A 21421-nucleotide genomic window follows, 5' to 3' on the forward strand; every position below is an offset into this window, starting at 1 on the left:
CGCCGGGCCGGCGTGCCCGCCGTGCGCGGCCGGACCCGCCGCGCCGGGCGCCGCCGGCAGCAGGGCGAGCGTCGGGGCCCGGCGCGGACCGGTGGCGTCCGCCCACCGGACCACAGTGCCGTCGGCGTACGTCTGGACCACCTCGAAGGTGAGCCGCTCGGCCTGCGGCATCGGCCCCATGGAGAGCGCCAGCCGAGCCGGCCCGGGGTCACTCTCACCGACCCGGACCCAGGTCACAGCGGTCGTCACAGTGCTCACCCCGGAGGAGTGGATACCGGCCACCGGCTTGTCCAGGGTGCGGGAGCTGATCCGGGGCGCCCAGCCGTTCACCGACATGGGGTAGACCTCGGCGATCGGCGCGTCGGCCGGCAGCCGGACCTCGATCTGGTTGGTCTTCGTACCGGCCCGTTCCTCCGGAACGCTGAACTCCAGCCGTACCGCCTCGCCCTGCCGGGCCTCGGTCGGGGTGGTCGTCACGTCCGCCGCGTACGCCGTGCCCGGCCAGAGCAGCAGCCCAGCGGCGGTCACCGCGGTCGCCGCCACGATCCGCCGCCGACGGCCACCGCCGTACGTGCTCGCCATCTCGTGCCCCCATCCGTGTCGACGCGGCCGGCACCGGTTTCCGGCCACACCTTCTAGTTCGGCTGCGAGGCGCGAAAGGTTCAACGTCGGCGGTAAGGAGGTGCCCTTCCCGGTCGCGGGCGGGTCGACCGATAGCATCGGCAGGAGCCGAGGATCGGCACCGTTTCGTACCACTTGGAGGAGTCACCGTGTCCGCACCCCGTACCCCCGCCGTGGCCGACCCCGTCGTCGTCGCCGCCGGGACCACGGCGGCCGACGCGGTGGCCGCGGCCGGACTGCCCGCGAACGGCCCCAAGGCGATCGTCGTGGTCCGCGACCCCGAGGGTCAGCTGCGCGACCTGGACTGGGCGCCGGCCGAGGAGACCGTCGTCGAGCCGGTGACCCTGGAGTCGCCCGACGGGCTCAACGTGCTGCGCCACTCCACCGCGCACGTCCTCGCCCAGGCCGTGCAGGACATCTTCCCCGAGGCCAAGCTGGGCATCGGCCCGCCCATCGAGAACGGCTTCTACTACGACTTCGACGTCGAGAAGCCGTTCCAGCCAGATGACCTCAGCAAGCTCGAGAAGCGCATGCAGGAGATCATCAAGTCCGGGCAGCGGTTCCGTCGTCGCCGCTTCGGCAGCCTGGACGAGGCGCGCTCGGAGCTGGCCGACGAGCCGTTCAAGCTGGAGTTGATCGAGGCCAAGGGCGAGGGCCTGGACACCGACGAGGTGATGGAGGTGGGCGGCGGCGAGCTGACCATCTACGACAACCTCGACGCCAAGGAGGACAAGGTCTGCTGGTCGGACCTGTGCCGGGGTCCGCACCTGCCGACCACCCGACTGATCGGCGCGTTCAAGCTGATGCGCTCCGCCGCCGCGTACTGGCGGGGGTCGGAGAAGAACCCCCAACTACAGCGGGTGTACGGCACCGCGTGGCCGACCCGCGACGAGCTCAAGGCGTACCTGAAGCTGTTGGAGGAGGCCGCCCGGCGCGACCACCGCAAGCTCGGCGCGGACCTCGACCTGTTCAGTTTCCCCGACGAGATCGGCTCCGGCCTGGCGGTCTTCCACCCCAAGGGCGGCATCATCCGCCGGGAGATGGAGCACTACTCGCGGCGGCGGCACGAGGAGGCGGGGTACGAGTTCGTCAACACCCCGCACATCACCAAGGCGCAGCTGTTCCAGACCTCCGGTCACCTGCCGTACTACGCGGACACCATGTTCCCGCCCATGCAACTGGAGGGCGCGGACTACTACCTCAAGGCGATGAACTGCCCGATGCACAACCTGATCTTCAGGTCGCGCGGGCGGTCGTACCGGGAGCTGCCGCTGCGGATGTTCGAGTTCGGCACCGTCTACCGGTACGAGAAGTCCGGCGTCGTGCACGGTCTCACCCGGGTCCGTGGCCTGACCCAGGACGACTCGCACATCTACTGCACCCGTGAGCAGATGGCCGGCGAGCTGTCCACGCTGCTCAGCTTCGTGCTCGACCTGCTGCGCGACTACGGCCTGGACGACTTCTACCTGGAGCTGTCGACCCGGGACGACTCGCCCAAGTTCATCGGGGCCGACGAGGACTGGGCCGAGGCCACCGAGGCGCTGCGCACCGCCGCCGCGACCTCCGGCCTGGACCTGGTCCCCGACCCGGGCGGCGCGGCGTTCTACGGGCCGAAGATCTCCGTACAGGCCCGGGACGCCATCGGCCGGACCTGGCAGATGTCCACCATCCAGGTCGACTTCAACCAGCCGGAGCGGTTCGCGTTGGAGTACCAGGCCGCCGACGGTAGCCGGCAGCGGCCCGTGATGATCCACCGTGCGCTGTTCGGGTCGATCGAGCGGTTCTTCGGGGTGCTCACCGAGCACTACGCGGGTGCCTTTCCGGCCTGGCTCGCGCCGGTGCAGGTGGTGGGCATCCCGATCCGCGAGGACCACACCGACTACCTGCACGGCTTCGTCGCGGCGCTGCGCGCCGAGGGCATCCGGGCGCAGGTGGACGCGGGTGACGACCGGATGCAGAAGAAGATCCGGACGGCGCAGCAGCAGAAGATCCCGTTCATGGTGATCGCCGGTGACGACGACGTGGCCGCCGGTACGGTCTCCTTCCGCTACCGCGACGGCTCCCAGCGCAACGGGGTGCCGGTCGCCGAGGCGGTGACCCACGTGCTGGACGTGGTCAGCTCGCGGACCAACATCGGCCCGTCCGCCGCCGCGGAGTAACGAGACCACCGCACGGCCCGCTCGCACGGCCCCCGCGCCCATGACCGTGCTCGATCCAGGAAGTAGTGGCCTCCCCGGTGGGGAAGGCCACTACTTCCATGTTCGAGCGCGATCTTCGCCGGGAGGCGGCGGGGGTCAGATGCCGCAGTTGGGCGCTGACCAGCCTCCGACCGCTGCCACGTGGGTGTGGTCGTTGTGGTCGGGGTAGCCGGGGCCGAGGATCTGCCCGAAGCCGTGGTTGCGGGCCTGCTGCGCCAGCCGGCAGAACGACGGGGAGCCGACCAGGTCGACCCCGTCGCCGTACAGGTGTCGGCTGTTCGACGCTCCGCCGACCGCGCTGTTGCAGGCGTAGCTGCGGAAGCTGCTGCTGATCGCGATGGACACGTCGCCGAGGGCGTGGCGCATGGCCTGGAGCTTCCACATCGAGACGAGTGCGTTGAACCGGGCGGTGCTCGCCGAGACCGCGCCGCCGGACCAGTCACTGTTGCACTTGTTCAGCTCGGGGTAGCTGAAGTTGGCCGGGGTGCAGTCGTTGTCCTGGAGGGCGTAGAGCCGGTTGAACGTCTGTGGGCCGGCGATGCCGTCGGCCGGCAGCCCGTACGCCTGCTGGAAGCGGATCACCGCCGATCGGGTGGCCGGGCCGTACGCGCCGTCGAGGGTGAGCACCGCGCCGTAGCCGGGGTAGCCGGCGACCCGGATCTGGAGTTGCCGGACATCCTCGCCGGACGCCCCCTGGGCCAGGGTGCGCCCCCAGGTGTAGCAGCCGTCCGCCTGGGCCGCGCCGGCGGTGAGGGTGACGCCGGCCACTGTGGTGGCGGCGGTCAACGCCAGTGCCGCGAGGAACCTGCCGAGCCGTCGGAACATGTAACCCTCCATCGATTCATGGAAGTGCGTGGATGCATGGAAGTTTCAGGCTTCCGCCTTGATCCGTCAAGAACTTGCAGTCCCGGGTTTCCCGAAGGCAGGTGTCGCGGCGTGCCCGCGGGGCTCCGTAGGATCGGCTCGTGACAGGGGCGGAACGGCACACGGACAGTGACGGCATGGCGGACGGCCTGGAGCGGCTCTGGACGCCGCACCGGATGACCTACATCTCCGGCGAGGACCGCCCGGCCGAGGGCTACGAGAAGCCCACCGGCTGCCCCTTCTGTCGGGGGCCGAAGCTGCCCCCGCAGGAGAGCCTGGTGGTGGCCCGCGGCGAGCACGTCTTCGTGGTGCTCAACCTCTACCCGTACAACCCAGGGCACCTGCTGGTCTGCCCCTACCGGCACGTCGCCGACTACACCGACCTGGACGTGTCGGAGACCACCGAGCTGGCGTCGTACACCCAGACCGCCATGCGGGTGATCCGCAAGGTCAGCAACGCTCACGGCTTCAACCTGGGCATGAACCAGGGCGGGGTGGCCGGCGCCGGCATCGCCGCGCACCTGCACCAGCACGTGGTGCCGCGCTGGGGCGGCGACGCGAACTTCATGCCCGTGATCGGCCGTACCAAAGTCCTGCCGCAGCTGCTCGGCGACACCCGCGACCTGCTCGCCCGCGCCTGGCCGTCCTGACCGCCGCCGGTCGCGCAACGCCGGTCGCGCGACCTCCGCACCGGTCCGGCTAGTCGGCGCGCAGCAGCGAGGTCAGCTCCGACCAGCTCTCCACCCGGCGTACGTGGGGCAGCAGTGCGGCGTGTGCGGCGACCTCGGCCCTTCGGGGCCGGAACAGGAAGCGGTGCGGCACCGAGGCGAGATAGCCGAGCACCTCCAGCTTGTCGTCCACGAAGTGGGTCAGGTCGAGGCGTCTGGCGATCGGCGCCTTGTCCGGTCGGGTGCGGCAGAAGTGCACCCGCTCGACCGGGACGCCGGTGCGGGCCGGAAAGTCGTGGTGGGCCAGCCACTCCCGGGTGCGCCGTTCGGTGGCCTCCCCGCACTTGGACACCAGGTGCACCTCGTCGAACGCCGGGCCGAGCGCCGCGAGCGCGTCGAACGCCCCGACGACGGCCGGGGTACGCAGGTAGTGCGCGCCGAAGAACGAGGTGTCCGCGTCGTCGTCGGCCGGCTCGATGATCACACCGCCGATGTCCACCCCGAGCCGTCGCATGGCGCTGATCATGCCGCACCGTGACCGTCTCCGTGCACCCGCGTGTCCGCCAGCGGATCTGCTACGCCCCGGCCCGCCGAAGGTGGCACGATCGGCCGATGGCAGTCACGACACGGGTGTTGGGGCGCAGCGGCATCGAGGTCAGCGCCCTCGGCATGGGGTGCTGGGCGATCGGCGGGCCCTGGGCGGAGGGCACCCAGCCACTGGGCTGGGGCGCGGTGGACGACGACGAGTCGGTGCGCGCCGTACGCCGGGCACTCGATCTGGGCATCACCCTCTTCGACACTGCCGACACGTACGGTGCCGGGCACGGTGAGCGGGTGCTCGGTCGCGCGCTCGCCGGTCGCCGCGACGACGCCGTGATCGCCACCAAGTGGGGTTACACCTTCGACGAGGCCGCCCGGCAGGCCACCGGCGAGGACGCGTCGCCCGGGTACCTGCGCACTGCCGTGACCGCCTCGCTGCGCCGGCTGGACACCGACCGGATCGACCTCTATCAGCTGCACCTGGCCGACCTGTCGGTGCCGAGGGCGCAGGCGCTCATCGGGACCTGCGAGGACCTGGTGGCCGAGGGCCTGATCCGCGCGTACGGGTGGAGCACCGACCGCACCGACCGGGCCGCCGCGTTCGGGCACGCCGCCGCCGGTGCCACCGCCGTGCAACACGCCCTGTCAGTGCTGCGCGACGCCCCCGAGCTGCTCGCCGTCTGCGACAAGTACGACCTGGCCAGCGTCAACCGGGGCCCGCTCGGGATGGGGCTGCTCACCGGCAAGTACACGGCCGGGTCGACGCTTCCCCGCGACGACGTGCGCGGGCTGGCCCCGGGCTGGTTGGAGTGGTTCCGGGGTGGCCGGCCGGCACCGGAGTGGCTGCGCCGGGTCGGCGCGGTCCGTGCCGCGCTCACCGCCGACGGGCGCACCCTCGCCCAGGGCGCATTGGGCTGGATCTGGGCGCGCAGCGGTCGCACCATCCCGATCCCGGGCTGCCGTACGGTCGCCCAGGTCGAGGAGAACGCCGCCGCGCTGCACCGGGGCCCGCTGCCGGCGGACCAGTTCGTCGAGGTGGAGCGTCAGCTCGCCGCCGTCCGCACCGCGGCCCTGCGCGACGCCGACCGCCCACACTGGCCCCGTCCGACCCACCCCACCGTCCACCCCTGAGAGCTGTGCGGGCCGGCGAGCTCTGCGGGCGCCGCAAAGGCCGGACGGCAGCCGGGAACTGGCCGCGAACTCTGGCCGTCCCGGCCATCGGACACAAGCGCAGGAAATTAGACCCCATCGGTCATTCCCGATCGACCATCGGGCATCCATGACCTTGACGCAACCCTGCATCTACCAGGAATCGGCAAGGATGCATGTCACGTCTAGAGAACTGGAGCATGCGTGTCTTCGATGAACAGAAGGAAGCTGATCGCGCTCGGCGCCGGCGCGGTCGCCGCAGTGGCGACCGGCACCGCGGCACAGGCCGCACCGTCCACCGACGGAGCGCTGGCCGCCGCCCCGGCCGCCGCCGACCTCGCAGCCACCCTTCCGGGGGGGTTCACGAGCAGGTACGCGGAGGTCAACGGAGTCCGGCTGCACTACGTCGCCGGTGGGCGCGGGGCGCCCTTGATCCTGCTGCACGGCTGGCCGCAGACCTGGTGGGAGTACCACAAGGTGATGCCGGCGCTGGCCACCCGATACCGCGTGATCGCCGTGGACCTGCGCGGTGCCGGCGGCTCCAGCAAGCCGGCGTCCGGGTACGACAAGAAGACCTTGGCGGCGGACATCGCGGCGCTGGCCGGGGCGCTGGGCTACACCAAGGTGAACGTCGTGGGTCACGACATGGGGTCGATGGTCGCCTACAGCATGGCGGCGAACCACCCCGCGGTCGTCAACAAGATCGCCATGCTGGACGTGGAACACCCGAACAGCAACTACTACGAGTTCCGGATGCTGCCGGCGCCGGGTGCCCCGTTCCACCCCTGGTGGTTCGCCTTCAATCAGGTGTCACAGCTGCCGGAGCAGCTCATCACGGGCCGGTCCCGCTTCCTCGTCGACTGGATGTTCGACAACCTCCTGGTCAACAAGCAAGCCATAAGCGATTTCGACAGGGCCGTCTACGCCCAGGCATATTCAACTCCGGACGCCATCCGGGGCGGCAACGGCTGGTACAAGGCGCTGGGCCAGGACATCGTTGACAACGGGACGTACGCGCCGGTGACCGTCCCGGTCCTAGGTATCGCCCACGACATCTTCTACCCGAGCTTTGCCGCGACGCTCACCCAGCAGGCCACCAACGTGCAGCTGGTACAGATCGCCAACACCGGGCACTACTTCGTGGAGGAGCAGCCCCAGGTGCTCGTCCAGCACCTGAGGTCGTTCTTCGGCTGAGCGGGCCGAACTGAGGCACCGGGCGGGCCGGGTGGGCGATGGCCGATCGAGCCGTCGCCCACCCGGCCCGCACTCCGCCGAATGCTGTTCGGGCACGGCGTGGGGGTCAGGGGGTGTGTTCCTTGCGGGTCTGGTCGGCCACGTGGGCGGGCATGGGGTCGTGGCGGACGAAGTGGCGGCGGAAGGTGCCGGTGCCGGCCGTCATGGAACGCAGCTCGACGGCGTACCGGAGCAGCTCGGTGGCCGGCACTTCGGCGCGGACGAGGGTGCGGCCCTCGGTGTCCGGGTCCGGTTCGGTGCCGAGCACCCGGCCGCGTCGGCCGGACAGGTCGCCCATCACCGTGCCCACCGAGCCGTCCGGAACCCGGACAGTGACCTCGTCGATCGGCTCCAGCAGGGCCGGCTGGCCACGCTCGGCGGCGTCGCGCAGCGCCAGCGCGCCGGCGGTCTGGAAGGCCGCGTCGGAGGAGTCGACGCTGTGCGACTTGCCGTCGACCAGGGTCACCCGCAGGTCCACCACGGGGTGCCCGGCGACCAGGCCGCGCTCCAGTTGGGCGCGGACGCCCTTCTCCACGGACGGGATGTAGTTGTGCGGCACCGCGCCGCCGACCACCCGGTCGACGAACTCGAAGCCACTGCCGCGGGGCAGCGGCTCGACCTCGATGTCGCAGACCGCGTACTGGCCGTGGCCGCCGGACTGCTTGACGTGGCGGCCGTGTCCCTTCGCGGGCACGGTCAGCGTCTCGCGCAGTGACACCTTGACCGGTTCGGTGTCCAGTTCGACGCCGCCGGCGCGCAGCCGGTCGAGCACCACGTCCGCGTGTGCCTCGCCCATGCACCAGAGCACCAGTTGGTGGGTCTCCGGGTTGCGCTCCAGACGCAGCGTGGGGTCGCCGGCGACCAGGCGGGAGAGGTTGCGGGCCAGGGCGTCCTCGTCGGCGCGGCTCCGGGCGGCGATCGCCACCGGCAGCAGCGGCTCCGGCATCTCCCAGGGGGCGATCAGCAGCGGGTCGTCAGTGGTCGAGATGGTGTCGCCGGTCTCGGCGCTGCCCGACTTGGTGATCGCGCAGATGTCACCGGCCACGCAGAGCGACACCTCCCGCACCGTGGCGCCCAGCGGGGTGTAGATGTGCCCGACCCGCTCGTCGGCGTCGTGGTCGGGGTGCCCACGTTCGGCCATGCCGTGCCCGGAGACGTGCACCCTCTGGTCGGGGCGCAGCGTGCCGGAGAAGACCCGTACCAGCGAGACCCGACCGACGTGGCGGTCGATGGTGGTCTTGACGACCTCGGCGACCAGCGGCCCGGCCGGGTCGCAGCTCAGCGGCGGACGCGGTGAGCCGTCCACGCCGGTCACCGCCGGCAGCTCGTGCTCCAGCGGCGAGGGGAACGCGGCGGTCAGCACCTCCAGCAGCACGTCCAGCCCGACACCGGTCTCGGCGCAGACCGGCACCACCGGGTAGAAGTGGCCCCGGGCGACGGCCTTCTCCAGGTCGTCGATGAGCACCTCGTCGCCGATCTCCTCGCCGTCGAGGTAGCGGTCCATGAGGGTCTCGTCCTCGCTCTCGGCGATGATCCCCTCGATCAGCTCGTCGCGGGACTCGTCGATGGCCCGCTGGTGCTCCGGGTCCGGGTCGCGGACGTCGGCGGGCAGCCCGGCACTGTAGTCGAAGACCCGACGGGTGATCAGGCCGAGCAGCCCCTCGGTGGACACCCCGTCGTCGCCGAGCATCGGCAGGTAGAGGGGCATCACGTTGTCGCCGAAGAGACGCTGGCAGAGCGCCACCGTCTCGTCGACGTCGGCGCGGGGTTGGTCCAGTCGGGCCACCGCGACCGCGCGGGGCATGTCGACGGCGGCGCACTCCTCCCAGAGCGCGACGGTCGCCGCGTCCATGCCGCCCGCGGCGGAGACCACGAAGAGCGCGGCGTCGGCGGCCCGCAGCCCGGCGCGCAACTCGCCGACGAAGTCGGCGTACCCGGGGGTGTCCAGCAGATTGACCTTGATGCCGTTGTGCAGCAGTGGCGCGCAGGACAGGCTGACCGAGCGCTGCTGGCGTACGGCGGCGGGGTCGTGGTCGCCGACAGTGGTGCCGTCGGCGACGGTGCCGACCCTGCCGATCGTGCCGGTCGCGGCGAGCAGGGCCTCGACCAGTGTGGTCTTGCCCGCCCCGGAGTGCCCGACGAGCACCACGTTGCGAACCCGCTCGGGCTCGGTCACCACCGGCGTGCCGCCGGTGGAACCCTTCTCGTGACTCTTCTGCGCCATGGGGCGCACCTCCCTCAGCCGGTGGTGGTGGCGACCGCCGCGCGACGGGTAGCGGCCCGGGGCGAGTGCGCGGCGATATCCTCCGGTGGTCTGCTGCACAGCGGGAACGGGACGGGCGGACGGGTGAGCTGGCTCACCTCCCGGCTCGATCTCACACCCGTTGCCGGGTAGGCACAAGCCTCCCCCGGGCGGGTCGGCGGTACCGTCCGTATCGCCGGAGCTGGGCGGACCGTTATCGTGGGGACCGCCATGGCGAAGATCTTCCAAGTGTCGGCCCGCGCGGGGATGACCCGCGTCGTCGAGCCGATTGCCCGCGCCCTGCTGCGCGCGGGCGTCACCCCCAATGCCGTCACCGTCGCGGGCACCGTTGGTGTGCTCGTCGGCGCGCTCGGCTTCGGTGCCCGCGGCCACCTGGTCGCGGGCGCATTGATCGTCACCCTGTTCGCGCTCACCGACCTGCTCGACGGGACGATGGCCCGGATGAGCGGCGGCTCCACCAAATTCGGCGCGTTCCTCGACTCAAGCATGGACCGGGTAGCCGACAGCGCCGTCTTCGGTGCCGTCGCGTACTGGCTGGCCACAGAGAACGACTACTCCGGGGTGGCCGCCGCGTTGGTCTGCCTGGCCGCCGGCAGCCTGGTCTCCTATGTCAAGGCTCGCGCCGAAGGGCTCGGCATGACCTGCAACGTGGGCATCGCCGAACGCACCGAGCGGCTGCTGATCGTCGGGGTCGGCGGGATCCTCACCGGCGTCGGTGTCGATCCGGCCCTGGAGATCGCGCTCTGGCTGCTCGCCGCCGTGTCGATCTTCACGGTGGGGCAGCGGATGACGCACGTCTACCGCCAGGCCCAGCAGCTCCAGCCGAACGGCCAGGCATGAGTGGCGTGCCGGCGACTCGGACGACCGGCGGCCGAGTCGCGTGAACCTCACCGAGCTGGGCTACATCGCCGGGTGGCGGGTGGTCCGCGCGCTACCCCGGCCGTTGGTGGCGGCGGCGTTCCAGGCGGGCGCGGACCGCGCCCACCGCGCCGGCGGCGGGGGTACGGCCCGACTGCGCGCGAACCTGCGCCGGGTGGTCGGCCCGGAGCTGCCCGACGCCGAGTTGGACGATCTCGTCAAGCGCGGATTGCGCTCGTACGCCCGGTACTGGATGGAGGCGTTCCGGCTGCCCGCACTGAGCCGGTCGCAGATCCTGTCCGGTTTCCGGCTCGACGGCGCCGAGCTGCTCGCCGCCGACGTGGCCGCCGGTCGGGGCGCGGTGGTGGCCCTGCCGCACGCCGGCAACTGGGATGCCGCTGGCGCCTGGGTGGCGGCCACCGGTTGGCCGATCACCACCGTCATGGAGCGGCTCAAGCCGGAGGGCGTGTACAAGCGTTTCCTGGCCTTCCGGGCGAGTCTGGGGATGGAGATCCTGCCGACCCACGGAGGGCCGCGTCCGGCGTTCGACGTGCTGCTGGACCGGCTGCGGGCCGGTGCGGTGGTGCCGTTGCTGGCCGACCGGGACCTCTCCGCCCGGGGGGTGGAGGTGGACTTCTTCGGCGGGAAGACCCGGATGCCCGCCGGGCCGGCGCTGCTCGCGCTGCACACCGGCGCGCCGCTCTACGTGGCCTCGCTGTGGTACGAAGCGGATGCCGCCCGCGCGTCGCTGGCTGGTCCGCTGCCGGTGCCGGGCCCCGAGGCGGGGCCGCTGGACCAGCGGGTCCGGTCGCTGACCCAGCTGATCGCCGACGGTCTGGCGGCGGGTATCGCCCGCCATCCGGAAGACTGGCACATGTTGCAGCGGATGTGGCTGGACCAGGCGAGGTCGGGGGAGGGCGCGGCGCTGCCCTCGTCGGCCTCCGGCCCGGCCTGAGGAGGTGGGCTGACGGATGCGGATCGGCATCGTGTGCCCGTACTCCTTCGACGTGCCCGGTGGGGTGCAGAACCACGTCGTGGACCTCGCCGAGGCGCTGATCGCGCTGGGCCACGAGGTCAGTGTGCTCGCGCCGGCCGACGAGGATTCGCCGCTGCCGGAGTACGTGGTGTCCGCCGGGCGGGCCGTTCCGCTGCCGTACAACGGTTCGGTGGCCCGGATCGCGTTCGGCCCGGTGTCGACCGCCCGGGTGCGGCGATGGATCACCAACGGCGACTTCGACGTGCTGCACGTGCACGAGCCGCTCACGCTGAGTCTGTCGCTGCTGGCCGTGCTCTCCGCCCGTGGCCCGGTGGTGGCCACGTTCCACACCGCGATGACCCGTTCGCGGGTCCTCGCCGCCGCGCAGGGTGTGCTCCAGATCGTGTTGGAGCGGATCACGGCCCGGATCGCGGTGAGCGCGCTGGCCCGCAAGGTGCAGGTCGAACACATGGACGGCGGGGCGGTGGAGATCCCCAACGGGGTGGCGGTGGCCAAGTTCGCCGACGCCGAGCCGTTGCCGGGCTGGCCGGGGGAGTGCGCGACCGGCACCGGCGGCACGCTCGGCTTCCTGGGCCGGTTCACCGAGGCACGCAAGGGCTTCCCGGTGCTGCGGGACGCGTTCGTGGCGCTGGCCGAGACCCGGCCCGGTCTGCGGTTGCTCGTCGCCGGCCCGGGTGACCCCGACGACCTGTACGACCAGTTCCCCGCCGAACTGCACGAGCGGATCACGTTCCTCGGCCTGGTCAGCGAAGCGGACAAGGCGCGCATGCTGCGCAGTGTGCACCTCTACGTCGCACCGAACACCGGCGGTGAGTCGTTCGGCATGATCCTCACCGAGGCCCTCGCCGCGGGTACGACGGTCATCGCCAGCGATCTGGACGCGTTCCGGCGGGTCCTCGACGGTGGGCGGGCCGGTCGGCTCTTCCCCACGGGCGACCCGGTGGGGCTGCGTGACGTGCTGGCCGAGCTGCTTGACGACCCGGCCGCGCGGGCCGCGCTGAGTGCCTGCGGCGATCAGGTGGTCGCGAATTTCGACTGGCCGGTGGTTGCTCGCCGCGTTCTGGAGGTATACGCAGCGGCGATCGAGGCAACCGACGGGCGGGTCATCGACCAGGAATGGGTGGGGCTGAGCTGAGCCGGTGTGACGGGTGGTGCGGCGGTGACCGGCGGGACCGGTCCGGCCGCGCCCAATCGGACGAAACGGAGCAGCACTACGATGCCGCACATGTGGTGGGTGGTGGCCGCGAGCGTGGTCGTGGGGCTGGTCGCGGCGTACCTCATCTGGACCGCCGGCCGGGTGGAGCGGCTCCAGGGCCGCGCGGAGCTGGCGGCCCGGGCCCTCGACGCCCACCTGCTGCGCCGCGCGGCGGCAGCCGCGGTCCTGGCTGAGCGGCGTTTCGGCGTCGAGCTGTACGCGGCGGCCCGGATCGCCCTGGACGCCAGCCCGGACGAGCGGGAGGCGGCGGAGAACGACCTCACCCGGCAGTTGCGCGGCGTCCAGTTGGACCCGGGCGACCCGGACTGCGCGGCGGTCATCGCCGCGAGTCGTCGGCTCGCGTTGTCCCGGCAGGTGCACACCGACCTCGTGCGGGACGCCCGCTCGGCGCGCAGCCGGCCGCTGGTGCGCCTGTTGCGGATGGGGCGGGGCCGGGAGTGGCCGCGCTACTTCGACATCGACGACCCGACCCTCGTCGTGCCGGCGGACGTCCCCGCCGCCTGACCCGCTGCTCCAAGTGGGCGCGGGCGGGGACGGTGACCACTGCCACAGTGCAGGCCACCGGGGGTCTGATTGGCTGTCGGTACGGCGTTGGACCGCGCGTAGCATTTTCGCTGCCACCCCCAGAGCATGTCCAAGGAGCGATGACCCGTGCCCGAAAACACCGCCTCGAACACCGGTACCGCCCCCGTCGTCGGCACCGCCCGCGTGAAGCGTGGCATGGCCGAGATGCTCAAGGGCGGCGTGATCATGGACGTCGTCAACGCCGAGCAGGCCAAGATCGCTGAGGACGCCGGCGCCGTCGCGGTGATGGCCCTGGAGCGGGTGCCCGCCGACATCCGCGCGCAGGGTGGCGTGTCCCGGATGAGCGACCCCGACATGATCGACGGGATCATCGAGGCGGTCTCCATCCCGGTGATGGCCAAGGCCCGCATCGGCCACTTCGTGGAGGCGCGGATCCTCCAGTCGCTCGGCGTGGACTACGTCGACGAGTCCGAGGTGCTGACCCCGGCCGACTACGCGAACCACATCGACAAGTGGGCGTTCACAGTTCCGTTCGTCTGTGGCGCGACCAACCTGGGCGAGGCGCTGCGCCGCATCACCGAGGGCGCGGCGATGATCCGCTCCAAGGGCGAGGCGGGCACCGGTGACGTCTCCAACGCCACCACCCACATGCGGAAGATCCGCCAGGAGATCCGCCGGCTGGCCTCGCTGCCGACCGATGAGCTGTACGTCGCGGCCAAGGAGTTGCAGGCCCCGTACGAGCTGGTCAAGGAGGTCGCCGAGAGCGGCAAGCTGCCGGTGGTGCTGTTCACCGCGGGCGGGATCGCCACGCCGGCCGACGCGGCGATGATGATGCAGCTCGGCGCGGAGGGCGTCTTCGTGGGTTCCGGCATCTTCAAGGCGGGCAACCCGGCGCAGCGGGCCGCCGCGATCGTCAAGGCGACCACCTTCCACGACGACCCGGACGTGCTGGCCAAGGTTTCCCGGGGTCTCGGCGAGGCGATGGTCGGCATCAACGTCGACGAGATCCCGCAGCCGCACCGCCTGGCCGAGCGCGGTTGGTGAGCGTGAGGAGTGAGCCGCTCGTGCGAGCCCCGCAGTCGCGAGCGAAAGACGGGTTGGTGAGCGTTCTTTCCGGGCGGCGGACGCGGAGAGGACCGGTGCGACCATGACGGCACCCGTGATCGGTGTGCTGGCGCTCCAGGGCGACGTCCGCGAGCACGTGGCGGCGCTGGCCGCGGCGGGCGCGGACGCCCGCCCGGTCCGCCGTCCGGCGGAGCTGGACGCGGTCGACGGCCTGGTCATCCCCGGCGGCGAGTCCACCACCATGAGCAAGCTCGCCGACATCTTCGAGATGCGCGAGCCGATCGACAAGCGGATCGCCGACGGCATGCCGGTCTACGGCTCCTGCGCCGGGATGATCATGTTGGCGACCGAGGTGCTCGACGGTCGACCCGATCAGCGGGGTTTCGCCGGCATCGACATGACCGTCCGGCGCAACGCGTTCGGCCGGCAGGTCGACTCGTTCGAGGCGCCGGTGACCGTCGTCGGGGTGCCGGGCGAGCCGTTCCACGCGGTGTTCATTCGCGCGCCGTGGGTCGAGCGGGTCGGTGCCGGCGTCGAGGTCATCGGGGTGGTGTCCGACGGTCCGGCCGCCGACCGGATCGTGGCGGTGCGACAGGGCAACCTGGTGGCCACCTCGTTCCACCCGGAACTCACCGGTGACCTGCGGGTGCACGCGTACTTCGTGGACCTGGTCCGCGCCGTCCGCTGAACGGCGGGCGACCGCGCCGGGCTGTCCATGATGCTCGCCGCGGTCGTGGCCGGACCCGAGGGGTTTTTGTCCTGTCTGCCCTTGTCCGTCGAGGCCGGGCGGTACTGCCGTGCGCGGTGCATGACAGGGACCCGGGGGACGTCGGTAGGATTGCGGAGATTCGGCAGGGCCATCTGCCCGCCACGGCTTCCACCAGAGCTGACCGGCACCTCCGCGTGCGCCGGCGGGAGCGGGGCGTGAGCGGTGCGGTCGATGCAGACGGCGGGTAGCAACGGAGGTAGAAGATGTCCGGCCACTCAAAGTGGGCGACGACCAAGCACAAGAAGGCCGTCATCGACGCCAAGCGCGGCAAGATGTTCGCCAAGCTGATCAAGAACGTCGAGGTGGCCGCGCGGATCGGCGGCGGCGACCCCACCGGCAATCCGACGCTCTTCGACGCCATCCAGAAGGCGAAGAAGAGTTCGGTGCCGAACGACAACATCGACCGCGCCGTCAAGCGTGGCTCCGGCCTGGAGGCCGGCGGCGCCGACTGGCAGACGATCATGTATGAGGGGTACGGCCCGAGCGGCGTGGCCATGCTCATCGAGTGCCTCACCGACAACCGCAACCGCGCGGCGACCGAGGTACGGACCGCGCTGACCCGCAACGGCGGCTCGCTCGCCGACGCCGGCTCGGTGTCGTACATGTTCTCCCGCAAGGGCGTGGTGATCGTCCCCAAGGAGGGCACCAGCGAGGACGACGTGATGCTGGCCGTCCTCGACGCCGGCGCCGAAGAGGTCAACGACCTCGGCGAGGCGTACGAGGTGGTCTCCGAGCCGACCGACCTCATCCCGGTGCGCACGGCGTTGCAGGACGCCGGCATCGAGTACGAGTCGGCCGAGTCCTCCCTGATCCCCAGCGTCAACGTGCCGCTGGACGAAGAGGGCGCGCGCAAGATCTTCAAGCTGATCGACGTCCTGGAGGACTGCGACGACGTCCAGAACGTCTACGCCAACTTCGACGTCAGCGACGACGTGATGGCGGCGGTCGACGCCTGACCCTGTCCCCGCCCCAACCCCAACAGCAAGTGCAAGATCGCGGCGGGGTTGGGGTTGGGCGGCGAGCGAGGGGGTGCGGGGTGGTGGAGCGGTTTGCGCCTGGCGACACAGTGGTACGGCGTGAGGTGCTGCGGGGTGAGGTCTGGTTCGGCTGTCCGACGATCTGCGTCGAGGACTCGCCCGACCTGCTCGCCCTCTACCTCCCACCGGGGGCCGAGTTCGGCTTCCCGGACACCGGCGACTTCCCCTGCGGGCGGCACCCGTGGGAGGCGGCCGGGCACCGCTCCTGGTCCGGGCACGGCAAGCTGATGCTGCAACGTCCCGGTGAGGCGCACTCGATCGACGTGTTCTGGACCGGGCCGGGGCGCGACTTCGCCGGCTGGTACTTCAACCTTCAGGACCCGGCGCGGCGTACCCCGATCGGGGTGGACACCCTTGACCACGAGCTGGACCTGTGGTGGGCCGCGGACGCCGACCGGTACGTCTGGAAGGACGTGGAGATGTTCGCCCAGCGCCTCGTCGAGGGGCGCTACCCGGGCATGGGAGACGCCATCCAGGCCGAGGGTGACCGGATCGCCGCCCTGCTCGACGGGGGTGAGCGCTGGTGGGACCCGGCGTGGGCCACCTGGCAGCCCGACCCCGCCTGGACGGCGCCCCCGCTGCCCGCCGGCTGGGATCGGGTGCCACCCGCGCGCTGAGCGGCGCCGACGTCAGTTCCCGGGCAGCGCGTTGACCAGGAACACCTGATCCGGGCCGCCGGTGCACGGCTCGACCAGCGCCGCGTCGGACACGGCGCTGTCGTCGTCGCGCAGGCCGACGCACAGCTCGCTGCGGTCGGGCCGGATGCGGTACGCGCCGGGTGTCGCCCCGGCCGGTTCGAAGTGGAACACCTGCTTCGACCTGTTCGCGCTGCAATCCTTTTCGTTCCAGGGTTCGAGCAGGTCCCGGCCGGGATCCTCCTCGCGGATGGTGAGGCAGCCCTTCCCGAGCACCGGGTGGACCCAGTGGATGAAGAACATGCCGTCGGCCACCGGTTCCAGCGAGGTGTCCGGTGGGGTGGCCTCCGTGCAGGGCCGCTGGACCGCTATCTCCTTGGTGTACTGGCCGGTGCGATCGCGACCCTCGGTGAGGCAGAGGTGCGCGCTGCGGACGGGGCGGATCTCGCTGCGCCCGGCGCTCGGGAAACGGGCACCGCCGGCCGCCGACGCGGTCGGCTCGGTGGATCGCGCTTGTTCGTCGTAGCGGCGCTCGACCCAGAAGCCCGCGCCGAGCGTGGCCAGCAGGGCGGCGACGACGAGCAGCGCCAGCGGCGCGGGCCGCGCGAACCAGCGCGGGCGGGCCGGGTCGGAGTGCTCCGGGGCCACTGTCGTGACCGGGTCGACCGGCGGTGAATCCGCTGCCGGGGACAGCGGGGCCAACTGACCCGCCGCGAGGCGGTGCCGGGCCCGTAGCCACGTCTCGACCTGATCTCCCGCACCGCACGCGCGCACGAACGCGGCCACCACCTCGGGGCGCGGCAGTGTGGACCGGCGCAGGATGTCCGCCGCGGTGCTGCGGGCCAGCACGTCACCCGTCGACGCGGCACGCTGCTCCAGTTGCCGGTAGGTGAGCCCCGACCGGTCCTTGAGCTGGCGCAGCATCTCGACGAACCCGGCCGGGTCGGACGCGTCGTCCGGGCGTAGCTCCCCCGTGGTCATCGCTCGATTCTCCAGACACCGCGGACATGAGGGCAACGGGGGTCCCGGTGACTGTCCGAGATGGTCGGACAAGACCCGGACATGATGCCCTGAGCTGCCCGGACAGCCCAACGCGGCGACCAGGGCATTGTCCTGGCCGACCGGGTTACCTAGCGTCATTTCTCGATGGCCGCGCCGCTGACCGGTCTACGGGCCGACGGGCTCGCGCCGGCACGGGTTCGGGCTCGACCACACCAACGACACGGGGAGATTCGATGGATGACGCTGTCCGAGATCCGGTCCCGCAGGCGGCCACGGCGGGGGAGTACGTGGCGTTGCTCAGGGAGGTGCGGCGGCGTTCCGGTCTGACCTATCGGGAGCTCGCCCGGCGAGCCTCGGCGGCCGGACACTGGCTGCCGCCGAGCACCCTCGCGACGATGCTGGGGCGGACGACCCTGCCCCGGGAACGCACAGTCGTCGCGCTGCTGGCCGCCTGCGGCACCCCGACGGTCGAGGTCGACAGGTGGCTGGAGACACGGCGGGACCTCGAGGCCCGCCTCGGCGAGCAGGGTCGAGGGGACAGTGCGGCGGCACCGACCCCTGCCGGCCCGTCCACTACCGTCTCGGCGACCATCCGCCCCAGCGTCGGCTCGGTTCCGCCGCTACCCGAAGCGCCCTGGCCGGCCCGTCGCTGGCTTCGGCTGGCGCTGCTGGCGGTGCTCGGCGTCCTGACGGTCGGGGCGACCGGTGCGCTGCGACCTCTCGCCCCTCCCACAGTGGACGGCTCGCCGACAGTCGGCTGCCCGGAGGTGCTGCGCCAGGGCATGTACGGCCCCTGCGTGCTGAGCCTCCAGGAGCACCTGGTGGCCGACGGACTCACAGTGCCGGTCGACGGCTGGTTCGGCCCGGACACCACCAGCCGGGTGATGGTGTTCCAGGCGTTTGGCGGCCTGCCGGTCAGTGGCACCGCGGACGAGCGGTTGCTCGACGAGTTGGCGGGCGATCGCAAGGTGCCCGCCACCTGGTCGGAGGACCGGATCGGCAAACATCTGCGGCGCACGTTCCCGGAGGACCCGGCCGGGGCGGTGCAGGTGGCGCGCTGCCTGTCCGGGCTGGACCCGTACCGGGTGGAGGTCGTCGAGGACGGATCGCGGCGCTGGGGGTTGTTCCAGTTCAGCGACATGGAGGTGTCCCGGTTCGGCGTCGACCGCCAGACGGCGCTGGACGCGGCCTGGAACATCAGGGCGGCGCGGGAGGTCTGGTCTCGTACCGGCGACTTCGGCCACTGGAACTGCGCGGCGTAGCGCGGGAGACCGAGACGCGCAGGGAACGGCTGACGTCGGCCGCGGCGTCGAACTGCAACCGGTACGGCTGCGCGGCCGTCACCCCGAACTCGAAGTGACCGACCAGGTCCTCCCAGACGGGCTTGCCCACCGTGGCGCTGGTGCGGACGCGCAGTTGCCCGGCGTTGACAGTGGTGCTGGTCGAGGCGAGCCGCGTCCACCAGGGCTGGCTGCTGCCGTTGTCGAACGTGCCGTTGAGGATGAGGTCGCCCGGGGCAGCGGCGGCCGGCGCGGGGCGGACGAGGGCGGTGAGGGTGCTGGCGAGGGCGACCGCGAGCACGACGCTGAGCAGACGGCGCAGTTGCCGTGCGTTGATCGGTGGGGACATCGAGAGCCTTTCCGGTCCGGGAACCGGCGACGACCAGGTCGTCGCCGTGAGGATCGGCTCAACGTAGGAGTGTTCGCGCTGTTCACGGCCACCGAACAGCGCTCGGAACCGTGCCGTACGGCAGCGGGCGCCGGCATCCGATCAGGACACCGACGCCCGCGCGGGCGGACCGCTGACTCAGCCGATGGTCTCCCGCTCCCGCCAGGCGGTGCGCAGCGAGGTCCGGCCGTTGGTGCGCAGGAGCGACCCCTCGTACACCCGGGCACCGGCGAGGAGGAACGCGCCGGCGGCGAGCACCAGGAGGACCAGTGAGACGATCGGCTCCCAGCCGGCCGCGTCGCCGGTGAAGAGCCGCAACGGCATGGCCGTGGGCGACGAGAACGGCAGGTAGGACAGCACCCGCATCGCTGTGGCGTTGTCGTTCAGGAAGATCACCGCGAAGAACGGCAGCATGACGGCGAGCTGCACCGGCGTCGAGACGGCGGCGATGTCCTCCTGCCGGTTGGCCAGCGCGCCGGCCGCGGCCCACATGGCGGCGAGCAGCACGAAACCGATCAGGAAGAACGGTACGAACCAGCCGATCGCCGGGGCGAGCAGGCTGAGCAGACCTCCGCTGTCACCGAGTTGCAGCCCGAGCACCGCCACCACCGCGATCAGGGCGATCTGCGCGAACGCCAGGATTGCCCCGGCCACCACCTTTCCGGCCAGCAGGGCCCGAACCGGCACGGCGGCGACCAGGATCTCCACGATCCGGGTCTGCTTCTCCTCGATGACGCTCTGCGCGATCTGCACACCGAACGTCTGCGAGGTGATGAAGAAGACGAACGCGAAGACGAACGGCACCAGGAACGCCACCACCGGGTCCACCGCGTCCGGGTCGAGCAGGCGGACGGTCGGTTGGGTGCTCAGGGCCTTCACCACGTCGTCGGGGGCGTCGTCCATGGCCAGGACGGCCGGTCCGGTGACCACCGCGGCGTCCACGTCGTCGTCGCGGACGGCCCGTTCGGCGGCCCGGTCGTCGGGGACGACCCGGACTTCCAGCCCGGCGGCGCGCAGCGGCGCGGCCAAGCTCTCGGTTACGGCCACTGTGGACGGCCCGCCGGAGAACAGTGGCGGCAGGATGGTGCCGGCCGCGGCGATCAACAGGAAGAACAGCGTGCCGAACAGGAAGGTGCGGTCGCGCAGCTTGACCCGGATCTCGCGTTCGGCGACCAGCCGGGTGGCCTGGGTGACGTTCACTGGGTGACCTCTCGGAAGATCTCGGTGAGCGAGGGGCTGACCGGGCGGAAGGCGCGGACCGGGCCGCGCGCGAGGGCGGCCCGCAGCACTGGCTGTTCGTCGGTGCCGGCCGGCAGGTCGAAGACCACCCGCGCGCCGTCCAACTCGACAAGTGTCACCCCGGGGTGGTCGCGTACCCAGCCGGCGTCGTGCTCGACGACCAGCTCGAAGCGGGGCACCGTGTACGAGTCACGCAGCTGCTGCCGGCTGCCGGCGGCCCGGATCACCCCGTCCCCGATGATCACCAGGTCGTCGCAGAGGCGCTCCACGACGTCGAGCTGGTGACTGGAGAAGAGCACCGGCGCCCCGGCCGAGGCACGTTCCCGCAGCACTGCCACGACGGTCTCCACGGCGAGCGGGTCGAGGCCGGAGAACGGCTCGTCGAGCACCAGCACCTCAGGGTCGTGCACCAGCGCGGCGGCGATCTGGGCGCGCTGCTGATTGCCCAGCGACAGCGTCTCCAGCAGGTCGTCGCCGCGCTCGCCGAGCCCGACCCGGTCCAGCAGCGCGTCGGTGGAACGTCGTGCCGCGGCGGCGTCCAGCCCGTGCAGCCGGCCCAGGTAGGTCACCTGCTCGCGGGTGGTCATCTTGGGGTAGAGGCCCCGCTCCTCCGGCATGTAGCCGAAGCGCCGACGGTCCTGCCGGGTCAGCGTGGTGCCGCCCCAGCTCACCTCGCCGGCGTCGGGGGCGAGCACACCCAGGATGATCCGCATGGTGGTGGTCTTGCCGGCGCCGTTGGCGCCCACGAAACCGGTCATCCGGCCGGCGGACACCTCGAAGGACACGTTCCTGAGCACCTGACGGTCGCCGAAGCTGCGGTCGACGCCGTCGAGGCGAAGCGTTCTGGTCACGCACTCACGCTAGATGGATGATG

Annotated in this window: 21 protein-coding genes; 13 read left to right on the top strand and 8 right to left on the bottom strand. The window is 71.6% G+C overall.

The features are described 5' to 3' along the window. On the bottom strand, positions 1-582 hold a 582-nt coding region (locus PSH03_RS07345; RefSeq protein WP_238688627.1), incomplete at its 3' end, for a DUF1775 domain-containing protein. A 188-nt stretch (positions 583-770) separates the two neighbouring features. On the opposite strand from PSH03_RS07345, the gene thrS reads away from it, so the two are divergent. Further along, the gene (gene thrS / locus PSH03_RS07350) at positions 771-2780 is read left to right on the top strand and encodes a threonine--tRNA ligase (protein WP_238688628.1); all 2010 of its coding nucleotides are present in this window, start codon (positions 771-773) and stop codon (positions 2778-2780) included. A 135-nt stretch (positions 2781-2915) separates the two neighbouring features. On the opposite strand, the gene PSH03_RS07355 is transcribed toward thrS, so the two are convergent. Then, entirely contained in the window at positions 2916-3644 is a 729-nt protein-coding gene (locus PSH03_RS07355) for a D-Ala-D-Ala carboxypeptidase family metallohydrolase (RefSeq protein ID WP_210785203.1), read from the bottom strand. Positions 3645-3820: 176 nt separating this feature from the next. Between PSH03_RS07355 and PSH03_RS07360 the strand changes: the two genes are divergently transcribed. After that, on the top strand, positions 3821-4333 hold the full coding sequence (locus tag PSH03_RS07360; protein ID WP_238688677.1) for an HIT family protein: 513 nt from the start codon (positions 3821-3823) through the stop codon (positions 4331-4333). A 49-nt stretch (positions 4334-4382) separates the two neighbouring features. On the opposite strand, the gene PSH03_RS07365 is transcribed toward PSH03_RS07360, so the two are convergent. Further along, positions 4383-4877 (bottom strand): hypothetical protein, encoded by a 495-nt coding sequence (locus PSH03_RS07365; protein WP_238688629.1) that lies wholly within the window; start codon positions 4875-4877, stop codon positions 4383-4385. A gap of 86 nt (positions 4878-4963) precedes the next feature. Between PSH03_RS07365 and PSH03_RS07370 the strand changes: the two genes are divergently transcribed. Together PSH03_RS07370 and PSH03_RS07375 are read left to right on the top strand one after the other, a co-directional pair. After that, positions 4964-6022 carry an aldo/keto reductase gene (locus tag PSH03_RS07370; RefSeq protein WP_238688630.1) on the top strand — a complete coding sequence of 353 codons (1059 nt, stop codon included), beginning with the start codon at positions 4964-4966 and terminating at the stop codon, positions 6020-6022. Positions 6023-6253: 231 nt separating this feature from the next. After that, positions 6254-7234 (top strand): alpha/beta fold hydrolase, encoded by a 981-nt coding sequence (locus tag PSH03_RS07375; RefSeq protein WP_238688631.1) that lies wholly within the window; start codon positions 6254-6256, stop codon positions 7232-7234. Between the two features lie 106 nt (positions 7235-7340). On the opposite strand, the gene PSH03_RS07380 is transcribed toward PSH03_RS07375, so the two are convergent. Further along, positions 7341-9497: an elongation factor G-like protein EF-G2 gene (locus PSH03_RS07380; protein WP_238688632.1), complete on the bottom strand. Its 2157-nt coding sequence runs from the start codon at positions 9495-9497 to the stop codon at positions 7341-7343. Between the two features lie 249 nt (positions 9498-9746). On the opposite strand from PSH03_RS07380, the gene pgsA reads away from it, so the two are divergent. The 8 genes from pgsA (at position 9747) to PSH03_RS07420 (ending at position 16620) form a co-directional block, all read left to right on the top strand. Next, positions 9747-10376, top strand: coding sequence for a phosphatidylinositol phosphate synthase (pgsA, locus tag PSH03_RS07385; protein ID WP_238688633.1), 630 nt, complete (start codon positions 9747-9749; stop codon positions 10374-10376). 40 nt (positions 10377-10416) lie between these two features. After that, a complete protein-coding gene (locus tag PSH03_RS07390) occupies positions 10417-11349 on the top strand; it encodes a phosphatidylinositol mannoside acyltransferase (RefSeq protein WP_238688634.1) in 933 nt (310 codons plus the stop codon). A 16-nt stretch (positions 11350-11365) separates the two neighbouring features. After that, positions 11366-12526 carry a glycosyltransferase family 4 protein gene (locus tag PSH03_RS07395; protein ID WP_238688635.1) on the top strand — a complete coding sequence of 387 codons (1161 nt, stop codon included), beginning with the start codon at positions 11366-11368 and terminating at the stop codon, positions 12524-12526. A gap of 81 nt (positions 12527-12607) precedes the next feature. Beyond that, positions 12608-13111 (top strand): hypothetical protein, encoded by a 504-nt coding sequence (locus tag PSH03_RS07400; RefSeq protein WP_112583378.1) that lies wholly within the window; start codon positions 12608-12610, stop codon positions 13109-13111. A gap of 147 nt (positions 13112-13258) precedes the next feature. Then, positions 13259-14176 carry a pyridoxal 5'-phosphate synthase lyase subunit PdxS gene (gene pdxS, locus PSH03_RS07405; RefSeq protein ID WP_210785196.1) on the top strand — a complete coding sequence of 306 codons (918 nt, stop codon included), beginning with the start codon at positions 13259-13261 and terminating at the stop codon, positions 14174-14176. Between the two features lie 103 nt (positions 14177-14279). Then, entirely contained in the window at positions 14280-14885 is a 606-nt protein-coding gene (gene pdxT / locus PSH03_RS07410; RefSeq protein WP_238688636.1) for a pyridoxal 5'-phosphate synthase glutaminase subunit PdxT, read from the top strand. Between the two features lie 284 nt (positions 14886-15169). Further along, entirely contained in the window at positions 15170-15922 is a 753-nt protein-coding gene (locus PSH03_RS07415) for a YebC/PmpR family DNA-binding transcriptional regulator (protein WP_112583375.1), read from the top strand. Between the two features lie 80 nt (positions 15923-16002). Further along, positions 16003-16620 (top strand): ribonuclease FAU-1 family protein, encoded by a 618-nt coding sequence (locus PSH03_RS07420; RefSeq protein WP_238688637.1) that lies wholly within the window; start codon positions 16003-16005, stop codon positions 16618-16620. A 12-nt stretch (positions 16621-16632) separates the two neighbouring features. On the opposite strand, the gene PSH03_RS07425 is transcribed toward PSH03_RS07420, so the two are convergent. Further along, positions 16633-17619, bottom strand: coding sequence for a helix-turn-helix domain-containing protein (locus PSH03_RS07425; RefSeq protein WP_238688638.1), 987 nt, complete (start codon positions 17617-17619; stop codon positions 16633-16635). Positions 17620-17873: 254 nt separating this feature from the next. Between PSH03_RS07425 and PSH03_RS07430 the strand changes: the two genes are divergently transcribed. Next, the gene (locus PSH03_RS07430; protein ID WP_238688639.1) at positions 17874-18902 is read left to right on the top strand and encodes a peptidoglycan-binding protein; all 1029 of its coding nucleotides are present in this window, start codon (positions 17874-17876) and stop codon (positions 18900-18902) included. On the opposite strand, the gene PSH03_RS07435 is transcribed toward PSH03_RS07430, so the two are convergent. From PSH03_RS07435 to PSH03_RS07445, 3 genes are all read right to left on the bottom strand, one after another. Beyond that, a complete protein-coding gene (locus tag PSH03_RS07435) occupies positions 18838-19269 on the bottom strand; it encodes a carbohydrate binding domain-containing protein (protein WP_238688640.1) in 432 nt (143 codons plus the stop codon). The genes PSH03_RS07430 and PSH03_RS07435 overlap by 65 nt on opposite strands. 177 nt (positions 19270-19446) lie before the next feature. Then, positions 19447-20508 (bottom strand): ABC transporter permease, encoded by a 1062-nt coding sequence (locus PSH03_RS07440; RefSeq protein ID WP_238688641.1) that lies wholly within the window; start codon positions 20506-20508, stop codon positions 19447-19449. Beyond that, positions 20505-21398: an ABC transporter ATP-binding protein gene (locus PSH03_RS07445; protein WP_238688642.1), complete on the bottom strand. Its 894-nt coding sequence runs from the start codon at positions 21396-21398 to the stop codon at positions 20505-20507. The genes PSH03_RS07440 and PSH03_RS07445 overlap by 4 nt, the downstream gene beginning before the upstream one ends. Positions 21399-21421 lie beyond the last annotated feature (23 nt).

The organism is Micromonospora salmantinae (genome assembly GCF_022230905.1).
GTDB classification, from domain to species: domain Bacteria; phylum Actinomycetota; class Actinomycetes; order Mycobacteriales; family Micromonosporaceae; genus Micromonospora; species Micromonospora salmantinae.